Here is a 14,360-nt window from a genome sequence, read left to right on the forward strand (position 1 = left end):
GGCAGGGTATCACTATCGACGCCATGCCCTTTTTATTAAAATTAGCATATAAATCAAACCTTACGTCGTCCATTGATCACTTATGACAGCGACCAAGTAGCGGCGGCCTTGATACTCATCGAACACCAGCCGTAGCGCGCGCCAGTCCAGACCGCCGTATTCAGGATTGACCCCAGGGTTGTAAAACTCAACGTACTCTGAGTTTGGATATATACGATCTAAGTTGTTAATGCTATTGCCTACGGCAGCGGTTGCATTGGTAGTCGTTGATTGATCGTTGAAATAGTCCGCTTTTACCCAGTCTTTGAGGTAATCTGGCAGTGGCGTGACATATATATCGCCAGTGCCGTCTTTTTGACCCCAAGTGAAGCGCACATTGGATTCATCAAGATACTGCGTGTATTGCTCGCGGCTAAATACTTTGTCAGACTCAGGTTGAATGTAGGCATACATAGAAAAACGCACGCCACGCGTGGGATGGATATCATCAGCAACTCTAGCATAGTCGTTATTAGCCAGTGCCCGCTGAATGCGCATTGCTTGCTGTATAAGGGTTTGCTGGCTCATATCAGAGTTTGTGGACGCATTATTTGACGACGTCGCCATATTTGACTCAGCTGAGAGTTGACAGCCGCCAGTCACAATAAGGGACGCAAAGAGTGCTCCAGCCAATAGAGATTTGAGATAAGGGCGAGATACATTAAAACCAGATGAGATCATAATAATATCCTTATCGTTATGTGAATATAGCAATTGTGCACTTAACCTAAATGATGCTACTTATAGAATGTTGCTTATGGGTAGTGATAGCTTTTTTATTTGTTTTTATGAATATAACTATTAAGATACCATAAACGTAGGATACCATGCAAAAATCGATTTTTTTAGCTGTAGGATTGTTAATAACAGGAGTCTTGGCAGTAACCGCGAGCGCCAACTTAACGGAGCCGCTACAGATGGCTTTTGCATTAAAAGTAGATACGATTGCTAAAATGTACGAGCAAGATAGCCGTAATCAAGGACAAGAGTATCCGTCTACGTTGCAACAATATGCCGACTCAGAGCTACAGGTTGCTATGCAACTTGAGCAAGAGTATTTTGATAAAGAGCAAGTATCTTGTCATATTGGCTATGATGTACTGTGGCGCTCGCAAGATCCTGACTATACGCAAGACAAAACGTTTTCGCTGACGACAACTGGAATGGTTCAAGTCAATTTAGCGCAAGTCGATGATGTGTCTAATCAGGTGTATTATGAGTTAGCGTGCGATGAGAGTGTCTGCCAGATAGCAGATGTCATTTTGGATAGCGACGGCACATCTTTACGGGAGTATTTAATTAAAAGTTGTCGCTCATTAAATTAAAGTTAGCGTGTTCGTTGTAAAAGGTTTGAGTAAGTTCTTTTAAATAAGTTCTATAAAAACAATATTTGCAAATAGCGGTTAGTAAAGAATATGTACGCAGCCCTAAAAGCCATTGGTTTGTTTTCGCATAATGTATATTATGTTAAATAAACACTATTACAGACCGTTAATGGCTAACTATCTGGCAAGCCATACTTGCCGTCTTATCTTTGTATAGAGTTTAATACATCCTCTAATGATTCATCAACTTCAAAAGGTTTCCATCCAAGGACGTAGATCCATCTCATGTGTCCAGCAATCTCTTGGCTGACAATGCAGCTGCCAATACTGCTCGGCGATATGTTCTGGATTTAGTATTGCGCCTTGATCTTTGAGCGCATAGAGATCAGCAAAGTTATCTCGAGCAAATTCAGTATCGATAACCCCATCGATAATAGTGTGCGCTACGTGTATGCCTTTTGGCCCAAGCTCGCGCGCCATGCTTTGTGCCAGTGCTCGCAGGGCAAATTTAGCACTCGCAAAAGCTGAAAACCCACTAGCACCTCGTAATGATGCCGTCGCACCAGTAAAGATAATGGTGCCTTTTTGGCGCGGTAACATGACTTTTGCCGCTTCCTTACCTGTCAAAAACCCAGCTAATGCGCCCATTTCCCATACTTTTCGATAGACGCGTTCTGTAGTCTCTAAAATGGAGAAATGTACATTTGCACCAATATTAAACACCACAACTTCAATCGGGCCAACATCTTGCTCAATATGAGCAAACAGCGCGACCATCTCTTGCTCTACGCGAGCATCACAGCCAAATGGTATAGCTATACCACCAGCGGCCTCAATATCACTAACTAACGTGCTTAGTTTATTAGCAGTCCTTCTAGTCACGCATAGGGTGAATCCTTCTCTAGCGAAACGCCTGGCAACCGCGCTGCCAGTGGCGTCGCCTGCGCCAATGACAACTGCTACTGGTGCTCTACTCATAACTATCTCCTTATTTTTCATTAACCACTTTTATTCTCTCAACCAAAAAATCCACCGCAGCTTTGACTTTGGGTACCAAGTAGCGCTGTTTTTGGTATAACAGATAAACAGCCATATCTGCCTGCTGAGTAATCGCTAATGGATGCGTAAACTTTAGCTCTATGAGCTGCCCTGACTCCAGATATGAGGCTAACGCCCAGCGCGTAGACATCAAAATACCGTCACCGCTACAAGCCTTTTTTGCCAGCCACGGCCCGTTATTAGATATGGCGACCGCAGGCCCTGAGACATCATGCCACTGATTATCTATATAACAAAGCCAAGGCGTTGGCCCTGTTGGCGCTTTAAAATACAAGCCTTGATGCTGTTTTAATGCCATTGCGTCTTCGGGCGTGCCATAGTTATCTAGATAACTTGGCGCTGCGACAGGGATAAAACCATTGTCCATAAGTCTTATCGCCAGTACGCGCTCATTAGGCGCATAACCGCCGCGAATGGCAATGTCGACGTCATCACGCCCAAGGGTGGACAGCTCATCGCTTAAGCTTACATCTAAGACAATCTTTGGATACAGCGCGCTAAATTCATCTAACAATGGCAGCAGGATTTTTTCACCGAAGCCGACCATGGAGCTAATGCGCAGCCGGCCCATTGGCGTGGTTTGATAACTCTGGACGGTCTCTGAACTTTGTTTGAGCTGACTGAGTATCTGCTGCACATCGTTATAGTAAATTTGCCCCACTTCTGTCATTTTGACAATGCGGGTTGAGCGCTTTAATAAGGTTGCGCCCAGACTCTTTTCTAAATCAGCCACACGTCTTGACAGCGACGATGGTGGCACCCCAAACGCCTTTGCCGCCTTGGTAAAGCTGCCAGTTTCAGCGACTTTACAAAAATAGCGTATGGCTCGCAGTTGATCCAACTCCCCTCTCCTTTTACCGCTTTAATTGCACGTATCTATCCATTTTCGCCTTATTATTGTCATAAAAGCAATAGTGATTCACGTTTATATGCATATACAAGCTTATTAAAACCAGTAATAATAGGTTTGATTTAGCGAGTACAGATGCTAAGACGTATTCGATACAGGGATGTCAAAAACGCTTTGACTATTAAAAAACATCAATAACGGAAAACGACTTATGATAACTTTGCACGGATTTGCTGCGAGCAACTATTACAACTTAGTAAAACACGCTCTTTTATATAAAGAGATTCCCTTTGAAGAAAACTTAGTCTACCCCAGTAGTGACGAGTTACTAGCCGTCAGTCCAGTCGGTAAAGTGCCTGCTATCACCATGCCTGATGGGTTTAATCTATCAGAATCGAGCGTGATTTGTGACTTTATTGAAGAGACCTACCCTGACACACCGCTATATCCTGCCGATGCTAAAGAGCGCGCAACGATACGCCAAATTATGAAGATAGCGGAGCTGTATTTTGAGTTGCCAAGCCGTCGCCTGATACCTTTTACTTTTTCAGGTACGCAAGTGCCTAAGCCTATCGCTATGGAGGTGCGTCAAGTATTAGAGCGCGGTATTATCGCCTTAAATCACTTGAGTCAGTTCTCACCTTGGGTTGCAGGCGAGCACTTTACTATGGCTGATATCTACCTGTACTACGTCAATACTATCGTTAGCGCCTTTGCAGCCCGACAGCTTGACTGGGATATTATGGCGCAGATATCAGGTATGACAGAGTGGAATGAGACTATGAGTCAATCTGATATCGCGAAGAGAGTGGATGTAGATCGCCTAACCAACATGCCTGAATTTATGCAATACGTGCAGGCTCAGATCAAAGCTGCTAATACTAAGTAGCGCTAAGCTAAGTAGCGCTAAGCTAAACTAAATAATGGCTTATTTAAATAACAAACCCTCTATGATCAACATAAATACTTGGTCTTATTCTTTTAATCATTTGCAGGAGCAACACCATGAGCGATAAAAACTTACAACTCATCTCTACTATCAGCGACGACAACAAACTCACCGTATCGTTGCAAGATATCGGCATGCCGCAGCCAAGTGACGATGAAGTTGTCGTACGTATTGAAGCGGCGCCACTAAATCCCTCTGATTTAGCGATTTTATTTAGCGTCGCTGACATGTCTACCGCCGCGCAATCAGGCGACGATCAAAACCCAGTGATCACAGCAGACGTCCCTGCCAAGTTCATGCCAGCGGTCAAAACCCGCGTGGGTAAAGACACCCCTGTCGGCAATGAAGGCGCAGGCACGGTCGTTGCCGCAGGCTCGTCACCCGCCGCGCAAGCCTTAATGGGTAAAACCGTTGCAGTCATCGGCGGCGGTACGTATCGTCAATATCACTGCGTCAATGTGCAAAGCTGCTTGGAATTAAAAGAAGGTACAACCGCTAAAGAAGGCGCATCCTCTTTTGTTAATCCACTAACTGCCCTTGCAATGACTGAAACCATGCGCGCTGAAGGTCACAAAGCGATCATTCATGCCGCTGCCGCCTCAAGCTTAGGTCAAATGCTCAACCGTATCTGTATGGCTGATGGTATTGATTTAATCAACATCGTGCGTAAAGATGAGCAAGAAACCTTGCTACGTGATATGGGCGCAAAATATGTGGTTAATTCTAGCAGTGAGTCATTCCTTGACGATTTGACCGCAGCGATTATCGAGACAGGCGCTACGATTGCCTTTGATCCTATCGGCGGTGGTCAACTAACCAGCGATATCCTCAACTGTATGGAAGCGGCGATCACTCATGATGTTGAAGAATACAGCGTCTATGGCTCTAATACCTTTAAGCAAGTCTATGTCTATGGCGCTTTAAATCGCGGACCTATCGTTCTAAACCGCAACTTTGGTTTTGCTTGGGGCGTTGGCGGTTTCTTGTTGTTCAACGCGCTTGGTAAACTCGGCACCAAGACCGTTATGAAAATGCGTCAGCGAGTGGCCGATGAGATCACAACCACCTTTGCCAGCAGCTATACTCATGAAGTGTCATTGCCTGAGGTTCTGCATTTACAGTCTATCGCCGCTTATGGCAAACAAGCGACTGGCGAGAAGTATTTGATTACCCCGCAGCAGTCGTAGAGGTTCGATCCTATTTGAAAAAAAGCAGGTACTTTAATTAGTATCTGCTTTTTTTGTGGTCTGAAATATCAGCGAAAGAAAACAATAACAATCAAAACTGCCTGATGCAGAATAAATTGCCTTATTTTTATTGCGAAGTATCGCGATACAAGGTGACCTCAGACTCTTGCATAAACTCCTCAAGGCTCATCTGGGTGTTCTTATCTGTGTTTTGAACCATATTTTGAGTTGTGTTCTGGTTTTCAGCAGCATTAGGTACCTGTGCAGGCTGCGGCTGATCATCTGCTTGAGTAGCATTATTCAAGCTCGGGTCAGCGGGCTGTGCGGGTGTAGATTCAACTTCTATGTCGTTAGTGGTTGTGGTTGTGGTTGACTCGTTATCTACATCGTTTTCAGCAATGATCACCGCTTCATCGTTGGGTACGGGCGAGACCTCTTCTGTTAGGGTGTCGCCTGAGAACACACTCATGATATCTGTTTTTCCAGTAATATTTAGGATGACTATGGCGGCGGCTACGGTAGCACTCATTAGCAGCGCGGCGATCAATCCGATCATAACTAGACTTTTGGTATCACTATTTGTTTTGCTATTCTTCGCTACTTTGTTGTTTTCTTTATCTTTATGAGCTTTATTTGCTAGATGCGCCGATATTTTATCATTGATATCGAGAGTTGCAGGTTGGTCTTGACTATCTAATACTCGGTTATTGTGGATACGAGTCTCATTATGCACAGGAGTATTGGTACTGGCATGAAGCGCTTGTTGCTCTTTTTCAAATTCATCGCTAAAAAAACTGAGCTCATCTTCATTTAAATCTCTATAAATAGATTCTGACTCCACATTATCTGACACCTTTATATCTTGGGTATTGTTCTTATTTAAATCACTCATAGCGCACCACGGCATTTTTACTGTTAGAATTTAGATAGGCTTATCCTTGCTTAAGCAAATAAGCAATAACTATGCCAGCGCCCCAAACTAAGCTAGCGCCCTACTGTCTTTTGCTCCAACTTCTACCTTAAGAGTGCACCACATGGATATCAAACAGCTCAACGCTTTTATCGCTATCGCTGATTGTCAGAGTTTTAGCTTGGCGGCGAGTACCACAGGTATCTCTCAGCCCAGTCTTAGTCGTATGCTCAAGCAATTGGAGACGGACATAGGGGTCGAGCTGATTGATCGCTATCATCGGCCGCTACAACTGACAGAGTCTGGACGGTTTTTTTATGACAAAATCAGCGTGCTACTCATAGAGATGGCGACCATTACCAGTATGACCCAACGCTTATCTGGGCCAAGCAAAGCGCTCAATATCGGTTTTGTGCCCTCTGTATTGTACGGGCTGCTACCTGAGATTATCGCCGCCCTTAAACGGCGTTATCCCGATATTGAGGTCAATCTCAAGGACATCAGCTCATATCAGCAGATAGAGGCGCTCAAAAGTGGGGATATCGATGTCGGTATGGGACGTTTTGCGCATCAAGACCCTTGGATTCAGCAGATATTGCTGCGACATGAGCGCTATATGGTGGCCCTGCCCAAAAGCCATCCCCTAGCCGACACCCGCGATCAGCGCTTAATAGATTTGGTCAATAATCGCTTAATCCTCTATCACCAAACCCATCTGCCGCTACCTGCGCCTATAGAGCAGTCTGTAGCAGACGATAGTGCGCCCATAACTGAGCCACTCTTACATCTGTTTGCGCAGTACGGTATCACGCCGCTGATGACGACTAAGGTCAGTGATCTACAAGTGGCGCTCAGCTTGGTTGCAGCAGGTGAAGGCATTACTTTAGTACCTGCAAGCTTACAAACCGTACGTGCAGAGCAAATCAGCTATCAGCGGTTGATGCACGAAAACGTCACGTCCCCTATCTATCTGCATACTCTTAGAGACGTTGTCCACCCAAAAGCGCCTGATCTATTAGCTGCTATCTATGAGGTGTATGAGCAGCGCGGTATTACCTACCGTCGTCAGCAGTTTGTATAAATAACATAACTAAGTTCAAGCCAAGTTATAAGTTCAAACTAAACTATACTTCTACCTCAACTATGCCCAGATGTTTACTAATAAGGCAAAACTTTGCATAGCTTGCGTCTTGATAGGTATGCTACAGTCTGCTGATATTTGTATGACGATCTGAGGCACACATGACCACACAATCCATAAACAACGCGGCAAATCCACCGCAAAACGAGGGCTTTAGCTGGCGAATCTTTGGGCCAGGTATCTTGATGGCGACTGCGGCTATTGGCGGCTCACACCTTATATCATCGACGCAGGCAGGCGCGATATATGGCTGGCAACTGGCGATTATGATTATCCTTGCCAACGTCTTTAAATATCCGTTTTTTCGCTTCGGTACCGAATACGTCTATGACACAGGTGAGAGTCTCATCGCAGGCTATGCCAAGCGCTCAAAGGCTTATCTCTGGGTATACTTTATTCTCTCTATCTTATCAGCAGTCATTAGCACAGGCGCAGTATCTTTGATTGCAGCGGTCATACTTGGCTTTATGCTACCTGCGTCCTTGGGGCTCTCAACCATAGGGTTATCGCTTATTATTGTAGTCGTCTGCTGGGTGTTTTTGATCGCCGGACACTACAAGCTATTAGACGGCGTGACCAAATGGATTATGATTGCGCTGACACTAGCAACGGTTACCGCCGTCGCTATTGCGGCGGGCAAGCCTACAGTGATGACCGCTGATTTTGTAGCCGCTTCGCCTTGGAACTTGGCAACACTTGGCTTTATTGTCGCGCTGATGGGCTGGATGCCAGCACCGCTTGAGTTTGCCGCTATCACCTCGATGTGGACCTCTGCCAAAAGAAAAGCAGACAACACCACTTATAGTCAAGGACTGCTCGACTTTAACGTCGGCTTTTTGGTCTCGGCTATTTTGGCGCTGTTCTTTTTATCGCTTGGCGTGTTTGTCCAGTATGGGTCAGGACAAGAGATTGAACTGGTTGGCGGCGCTTATATCAATCAGCTGATCAACATGTATACCGCCACTATCGGTGAGTGGTCGCGTCTGCTCGTCGCCTTTGTCGCCTTTATGTGTATGTTTGGCACGACGATTACCTGCGCTGATGGCTATGGCCGCGCTAATGCTGAATGCTGGCGTCTGCTGAAGGGCGAGAGCGAGATTAACAAAAAACAGGTCGCCTTTTGGACAACCTACGCCATCGGTGGTGGTCTGGTTATCATTACCTTCTTTACCGGACAACTAGGCGCTATGCTCAAGTTTGCGATGATATCCGCCTTTGTCTCAGCGCCGATTTTTGGCTGGCTTAATTACTCACTAGTAAAAGGCCACAAAAAAATGTCCGCTGGCATGAACGCCTACTCTATCGCAGGCTTGCTGTTTTTAGGCGGTTTTGCGCTGTTATTCTTAGCCAACTTAGCAGGTTTATTTGGCTAAATTTATAACGTCAAAACAGAGCTTATCGATAAAAAAGGTCTCACTATCGTCGTTAGTGAGACCTTTTTTGTTTATAAAAATACGTAACGACTATGAAATCAAAACAGTTGAATTAAGATAGATGTAACCAAATGTAAATAAATCATAAATATCTCATACCTATTTTGGGTAATGTGAATACTATAAGCGGCTGAACACTAACAAATAGATAACATCATCCATAAATTGCATACTATTAGCTTAGTTACACTTAAATTCATTATTAACTTAATAATAGATGATTTTAAGACTTTTCAATGTCAGTGATTAAGTGTACTCTAAGTCGATAAAGATTCAATCATTTTACAATTTCTATTTTAAATTTGGGCAATCATAAGCCTACCCTCTACGCAAGGATACTACTATGTCATCATCAGCTGGCGCACGCTTTCGCAGTGCGATGAAAGAGCAGAACAATAATAACTTACCGCTACAAATCGTCGGCACCATCAATGCCTATACAGCGATGATGGCCACTCAAGTGGGTCATAAAGCCTTGTATCTCTCAGGTGGCGGCGTTGCTAATGCCTCTTTTGGTCTGCCAGACTTGGGTATGACGAGCCTTGATAACGTCTTAGAAGATGCGCGCCGTATTACAGATGCCGTAGATACCCCGTTACTAGTCGATATTGACACCGGTTGGGGCGGCGCTTTTAACATTAGTCAGAGTGTCAAAAAAATGGAAAAAGCTGGCGTGGCGGCGGTGCATATCGAAGATCAAATCGCCCAAAAACGCTGTGGTCATCGTCCTAATAAAGAAATCGTCAGCATCTCAGAGATGGTCGATCGTCTAAAAGCGGCTCTTGACGCCAAAACAGACCCTGATTTTGTAGTGATGGCTCGTACTGACGCGCTATCTGTTGAAGGTTTGGATGCCGCTGTTGAGCGCGCCGTTGCATTCTCTGAGGCAGGTGCGGACATGATATTCGCCGAAGCCTTGACCGATATCGAGATGTATCGTAAATTTACCGACGTACTCGACATTCCTGTCCTTGCCAATATGACAGAATTTGGACAGACTGACCTCTACACCACTGAGCAACTTCATGGCGTGGGTGTCGATATGGTGCTCTACCCTCTATCTGCGTTTCGTGCGATGAACAAAGCGGCGCTTAATGTCTATCAGCATCTACTCGATGACGGCACGCAAGAAAAAGTCGTCGATACCATGCAAACGCGTATGGAGTTATATGATTTCTTAAACTATCATGAGTTTGAGCAAACGCTAGATAAATTATTTGCCGATAGCAAATAAAACAGCATTCGTAAGTCTATGTTAGTAAGTCAATTCACTGTACCACCAAGCCACCAAAAAGGAATGTATTATGGCAGCAAAAAAGGAACTCTCAGGCGCAGGATTGCGCGGTCAGGTTGCAGGCAAAACCTCACTATCTACCGTTGGTAAATCAGGCTCAGGTCTGACGTATCGTGGTTATGATGTGTCAGACTTGGCAGAGAAATGTATCTTTGAAGAAGTGGCATACTTGCTACTTTATGGCAATCTACCCACTCAAAGTGAGCTAGATGATTATCAAGCCAAGCTCAAAACACTGCGCGGTCTACCGCAAGCGCTTAAAGACGTATTAGAGCGTATTCCAGCAGATGCTCATCCAATGGATGTACTGCGTACTGGTTGCTCAATGCTGGGTAATCTTGAGACCGAAACCGACTTTGAGCAAGAGAACGATAAGACCGATCGCATGCTCGCGGTATTCCCATCTATCATCAACTACTGGTATCGCTTCACGCATGATAACGAGCGTATCGAGACCCAAACGGATGACGACACTATCGGCGGTCACTTTTTGCATCTGTTAAAAGGTGAGAAGCCAAATGAGCTCCATACCAAAGTGATGAACGTCTCACTTATCTTGTACGCTGAGCACGAGTTCAATGCGTCAACCTTTACCGCACGCGTATGTGCCTCTACCCTCTCTGATATCCACTCTTGTATTACAGGCGCTATCGGATCCTTACGTGGTAACTTGCATGGCGGCGCAAATGAAGCGGCGATGGATATGATCCAAGATTTCAAATCGCCTGATGAAGCCGAAGAAGAGATGATGGCGATGCTTGAGCGTAAAGACAAGATCATGGGCTTTGGTCATGCGATCTATAGCGAGTCTGATCCGCGTAACGTTATCATCAAAAAGTGGGCTGAAAAACTCGCCGACGATGTGGGTGATACCGTCTTGTATCCAGTATCAGTACGCTGTGAAGAAGTGATGTGGCGCGAGAAAAAACTGTTCTGTAATGCAGACTTTTTCCATGCCTCAACGTACAACTTCATGGGTATTCCAACCAAACTGTTCACGCCGATATTTGTGTGCTCACGTCTGACAGGTTGGGCCGCTCACGTCTTTGAACAACGCGCTAACAACCGTATTATTCGCCCAAGTGCGGAGTATATCGGTGAAGAGCCAAGAGACGTGCCAGATATTGCTAATCGTTAATCTGTCTTTTTAGCAATTATCGCTTAACGGTCAAGTCGCTTTGTTTACAGACTTGGCCGTTAAATTTATATACTCATCACTTTTGTTTATTTAGCAAAACTTATTATCAACCATAAATTTTGCTAAATAAATTATCCCTTCTCACCTATAAAGGAAAGCACGCCATGAGTACCGATAGCAAGCAGCCTTTAACGCAAGTTAATCCGCAAACCATGAATGAGCAATACAAAAAGCCGTTGCCGTCTTTAGATGAAAGCAGTACTGATTTGCATTACTTTGATGTCGAACAAGCGGTTAATGATATTGAGCCAGGTGCTTATGCCAAGCTACCTTTTAGCTCAAAAGTATTGTGCGAAAACTTAGTACGCCGCTGTCCACCAGAGGACTTAACCGAAGCCTTGTCACAGCATATTTACCGTAAGCAAGATGTTGATTTTCCTTGGTATCCTGCTCGCGTCGTCTGTCATGATATCTTAGGTCAGACTGCCTTTGTCGATTTGGCAGGTTTGCGTGACGCTATCGCAGCTGAGGGCGGTGACCCATCCAAAGTCAATCCAATCGTGCCCACGCAATTGATCGTCGATCACTCATTAGCTGTTGAGCACGCAGGCTTTGAAGAAGACGCCTTTGAGAAAAACCGCGCTATCGAAGAGCGCCGTAACGAAGACCGTTTTCACTTTATCAACTGGTGTCAGTATGCCTTTGATAACGTCAACGTCGTGCCGCCCGGTAACGGCATCATGCACCAGATTAATCTTGAGAAAATGTCACCCGTGGTACAAGTGGTCGCCGACCAAGACGGTGATGCCATTACCTTTCCTGATACCCTAGTGGGTACTGATAGCCATACACCTATGGTTGATGCCTTGGGTGTTATCTCTATTGGTGTGGGCGGGCTTGAAGCTGAGAGCGTGATGCTAGGCAATCCCTCCTACATGCGTCTGCCAGATATCGTTGGCGTTGAGTTGACAGGTAAATTACAAGAAGGCATTACGGGTACGGATTTAGTCCTAGCCATGACCGAATTCTTACGAGATGAGGGCGTTGTATCCGCCTATCTAGAATTCTACGGTGACGGTGCGCGCAACCTTACCGTTGGCGACCGTGCTTCTATCTCAAATATGACACCAGAATATGGTGCAACCGCAGCAATGTTCTCTATCGATGAGCAAACGATTGATTATCTACGTCTAACGGGTCGTACCGAGCAGCAGATCAAAACTGTGGAAGCCTATGCTAAGCAAACCGGCCTGTGGGCTGATGGCATGGTTGATGCTGAATATGATCGTATCTTACGCTTTGACTTATCCAAAGTCGTGCGTAATATCGCAGGCCCATCACGTCCGCACGCTCGCGTCTCGACAACTGATTTGGTCAAAGAAGGTATCGCTCATGGCGAAGGTAATAAATTGCCTGAGCCAAAAGATGGTCTCATGCCAGATGGCGCGGTCATTATCGCGGCTATCACCAGCTGTACTAATACCTCAAATCCGCGTAATATGGTCGCGGCGGGTATCGTTGCGCGTAACGCCGTTGAAAAGGGTCTTGTGCGTAAGCCTTGGGTAAAATCCTCACTAGCTCCAGGATCAAAAACCGTTAAGCTGTATTTAGAAGAAGCAGGACTACTCCCTGAACTCCAAAAGCTCGGCTTCGACGTTGTCGCCTTTGCCTGTACCACATGTAATGGCATGAGCGGTGCGCTCGATCCAGAGATCGAAAAAGAAATCATCGAACGTGATCTGTTTAGTACCGCAGTACTTTCTGGTAACCGTAATTTTGATGGTCGTATTCATCCCTACGCCAAGCAAGCGTTCCTTGCCTCCCCGCCACTCGTTGTCGCCTACGCTATCGCGGGTAACACTCGATTTGATATCGAAAAAGACTCGCTCGGTAAAGACCAAGACGGCAATGATATCTATCTAAAAGATATCTGGTTCGATGACGCAGAAGTTGATGCTATTGTAAAATCAGCGGTGAAGCCTGAGCAATTTAACGAAGTCTATATCCCGATGTTTGATGAAGCCAAAGCAGATGCGGGTCGCAATGAGTCATCAGTTACCGACCCGCAGTATGACTGGCGCGAGCTGAGTACTTATATCCGCCGTCCGCCGTATTGGGAAGGCAAAATGGCGGCAATGAACAAGCTTAAAGGCTTGCGTCCATTGGCAGTTTTGGGCGACAACATCACTACCGATCATATGTCACCATCGAACGCTATTATGGGTGAGTCTGCTGCTGGCGAGTATCTCGATACCATGGGATTGCCTGCTGAGGACTATAACTCTTATGCTACCCATCGCGGCGATCACTTGACCGCTCAGCGTGCGACTTTTGCTAATCCAAAGCTATTGAATGAGATGGTACGTGATGAGGACGGCAACGTCATTCAAGGCTCACTCGCACGAGTCGAGCCGCAAGGGCAAGTCATGCGGATGTGGGAGGCGATCGAGACCTACATGAATCGTGAGCAGCCGCTTATCATCATCGCAGGTGACGGTTACGGTCAAGGCTCTAGCCGTGACTGGGCGGCTAAAGGCGTACGTCTCGCTGGCGTGGAAGTCGTCGTGGCTGAAGATTTTGAACGTATTCACCGCCAAAACTTGGTCGGGATGGGTGCACTCCCCGTTCAGTTCAAAGAAGGCGTCAACCGTAACACGCTAAACATCGATGGTACCGAAGTATTCGATATTGAAGGTGAGGTTTCAGCTGGCGGTGATATGACGCTAGTCATTCATCGTAAAGACGGCAGCATCGATAAAGCGCCTGTTATCTGCCGCTTAGATACCGCTGATGAGGTAAAAATGTACAACTCTGGCGGTATGCTACAGCGCTTTGCTAAAGAATTCTTAGCTGGTGAAGTCGCTTAAATCTCTCAGGTTTAGCTTGTAAATCAAAATAGAGCCGATGTTATATAGTGATATGGCATCGGTTTTTTTAAGCTTATAATCTCTAACTATTTGAATTTGGCGTAGGCTGAGTTTTTAACCCAGCATCGTAATTCTGTAAAGTCTAGAAGCTGCGCTAAAACTACAGCC

The 14,360-nt window shown here is 45.6% G+C and carries 12 protein-coding genes; 8 read left to right on the plus strand and 4 right to left on the minus strand.

Annotated elements, in window-relative coordinates; translation table 11 throughout:
• Positions 1–60: 60 nt before the first annotated feature.
• Positions 61–720, minus strand: coding sequence for a hypothetical protein (locus ACTXGE_RS08500; RefSeq protein ID WP_443543037.1), 660 nt, complete (start codon positions 718–720; stop codon positions 61–63).
• A gap of 146 nt (positions 721–866) precedes the next feature.
• On the opposite strand from ACTXGE_RS08500, the gene ACTXGE_RS08505 reads away from it, so the two are divergent.
• Positions 867–1,364, plus strand: a complete 498-nt coding sequence (locus tag ACTXGE_RS08505; RefSeq protein WP_443543038.1) for a hypothetical protein — start codon at positions 867–869, stop codon at positions 1,362–1,364.
• A gap of 249 nt (positions 1,365–1,613) precedes the next feature.
• Here ACTXGE_RS08505 and ACTXGE_RS08510 read toward each other — a convergent pair whose 3' ends face one another.
• Both ACTXGE_RS08510 and ACTXGE_RS08515 read right to left on the minus strand, forming a co-directional pair.
• Positions 1,614–2,342 carry an SDR family oxidoreductase gene (locus ACTXGE_RS08510; protein WP_443543040.1) on the minus strand — a complete coding sequence of 243 codons (729 nt, stop codon included), beginning with the start codon at positions 2,340–2,342 and terminating at the stop codon, positions 1,614–1,616.
• A gap of 10 nt (positions 2,343–2,352) precedes the next feature.
• Positions 2,353–3,264, minus strand: coding sequence for a LysR family transcriptional regulator (locus tag ACTXGE_RS08515; RefSeq protein ID WP_443543042.1), 912 nt, complete (start codon positions 3,262–3,264; stop codon positions 2,353–2,355).
• Positions 3,265–3,484: 220 nt separating this feature from the next.
• Here ACTXGE_RS08515 and ACTXGE_RS08520 point away from each other — a divergent pair, with 220 nt between their 5' ends.
• Entirely contained in the window at positions 3,485–4,162 is a 678-nt protein-coding gene (locus ACTXGE_RS08520; protein WP_443543043.1) for a glutathione S-transferase family protein, read from the plus strand.
• A 116-nt stretch (positions 4,163–4,278) separates the two neighbouring features.
• A complete protein-coding gene (locus tag ACTXGE_RS08525) occupies positions 4,279–5,409 on the plus strand; it encodes a zinc-binding dehydrogenase (protein ID WP_443543044.1) in 1,131 nt (376 codons plus the stop codon).
• A 127-nt stretch (positions 5,410–5,536) separates the two neighbouring features.
• Here the strand turns inward: ACTXGE_RS08525 and ACTXGE_RS08530 are convergent, their stop codons facing one another.
• Entirely contained in the window at positions 5,537–6,301 is a 765-nt protein-coding gene (locus ACTXGE_RS08530; protein ID WP_443543045.1) for a hypothetical protein, read from the minus strand.
• 142 nt (positions 6,302–6,443) lie between these two features.
• Here ACTXGE_RS08530 and ACTXGE_RS08535 point away from each other — a divergent pair, with 142 nt between their 5' ends.
• The 5 genes from ACTXGE_RS08535 to acnD all read left to right on the plus strand — a co-directional run bounded on the left by ACTXGE_RS08535 (position 6,444) and on the right by acnD (position 14,192).
• Complete coding sequence (locus ACTXGE_RS08535; protein WP_443543046.1) at positions 6,444–7,400, plus strand: LysR substrate-binding domain-containing protein; 957 nt, start codon at positions 6,444–6,446, stop codon at positions 7,398–7,400.
• Positions 7,401–7,561: 161 nt separating this feature from the next.
• On the plus strand, positions 7,562–8,833 hold the full coding sequence (locus ACTXGE_RS08540; RefSeq protein WP_443543048.1) for an NRAMP family divalent metal transporter: 1,272 nt from the start codon (positions 7,562–7,564) through the stop codon (positions 8,831–8,833).
• A 403-nt stretch (positions 8,834–9,236) separates the two neighbouring features.
• The gene (gene prpB, locus ACTXGE_RS08545) at positions 9,237–10,127 is read left to right on the plus strand and encodes a methylisocitrate lyase (protein WP_317199424.1); all 891 of its coding nucleotides are present in this window, start codon (positions 9,237–9,239) and stop codon (positions 10,125–10,127) included.
• A gap of 70 nt (positions 10,128–10,197) precedes the next feature.
• Positions 10,198–11,325: a bifunctional 2-methylcitrate synthase/citrate synthase gene (gene prpC, locus ACTXGE_RS08550; protein ID WP_317199423.1), complete on the plus strand. Its 1,128-nt coding sequence runs from the start codon at positions 10,198–10,200 to the stop codon at positions 11,323–11,325.
• A 212-nt stretch (positions 11,326–11,537) separates the two neighbouring features.
• Positions 11,538–14,192, plus strand: coding sequence for a Fe/S-dependent 2-methylisocitrate dehydratase AcnD (gene acnD / locus ACTXGE_RS08555; protein ID WP_443543123.1), 2,655 nt, complete (start codon positions 11,538–11,540; stop codon positions 14,190–14,192).
• The last annotated feature ends 168 nt before the right edge of the window (positions 14,193–14,360 follow it).

The organism is Psychrobacter sp. T6-4, assembly GCF_052258425.1.
GTDB lineage: Bacteria > Pseudomonadota > Gammaproteobacteria > Pseudomonadales > Moraxellaceae > Psychrobacter.

What these genes read in the sequence shown, in the direction of transcription:
- ACTXGE_RS08505 (WP_443543038.1), top strand. Translation starts at nt 867, where the DNA reads ATGCAAAAATCGATTTTTTTAGCTGTAGGATTGTTAATAACAGGAGTC.
- ACTXGE_RS08525 (WP_443543044.1), top strand. Translation starts at nt 4,279, where the DNA reads ATGAGCGATAAAAACTTACAACTCATCTCTACTATCAGCGACGACAAC.
- ACTXGE_RS08530 (WP_443543045.1), bottom strand. Translation starts at nt 6,301, where the DNA reads ATGAGTGATTTAAATAAGAACAATACCCAAGATATAAAGGTGTCAGAT.
- ACTXGE_RS08510 (WP_443543040.1), bottom strand. Translation starts at nt 2,342, where the DNA reads ATGAGTAGAGCACCAGTAGCAGTTGTCATTGGCGCAGGCGACGCCACT.
- acnD (WP_443543123.1), top strand. Translation starts at nt 11,538, where the DNA reads ATGAATGAGCAATACAAAAAGCCGTTGCCGTCTTTAGATGAAAGCAGT.
- prpC (WP_317199423.1), top strand. Translation starts at nt 10,198, where the DNA reads ATGGCAGCAAAAAAGGAACTCTCAGGCGCAGGATTGCGCGGTCAGGTT.
- prpB (WP_317199424.1), top strand. Translation starts at nt 9,237, where the DNA reads ATGTCATCATCAGCTGGCGCACGCTTTCGCAGTGCGATGAAAGAGCAG.
- ACTXGE_RS08500 (WP_443543037.1), bottom strand. Translation starts at nt 720, where the DNA reads ATGATCTCATCTGGTTTTAATGTATCTCGCCCTTATCTCAAATCTCTA.
- ACTXGE_RS08540 (WP_443543048.1), top strand. Translation starts at nt 7,562, where the DNA reads ATGACCACACAATCCATAAACAACGCGGCAAATCCACCGCAAAACGAG.
- ACTXGE_RS08520 (WP_443543043.1), top strand. Translation starts at nt 3,485, where the DNA reads ATGATAACTTTGCACGGATTTGCTGCGAGCAACTATTACAACTTAGTA.
- ACTXGE_RS08535 (WP_443543046.1), top strand. Translation starts at nt 6,444, where the DNA reads ATGGATATCAAACAGCTCAACGCTTTTATCGCTATCGCTGATTGTCAG.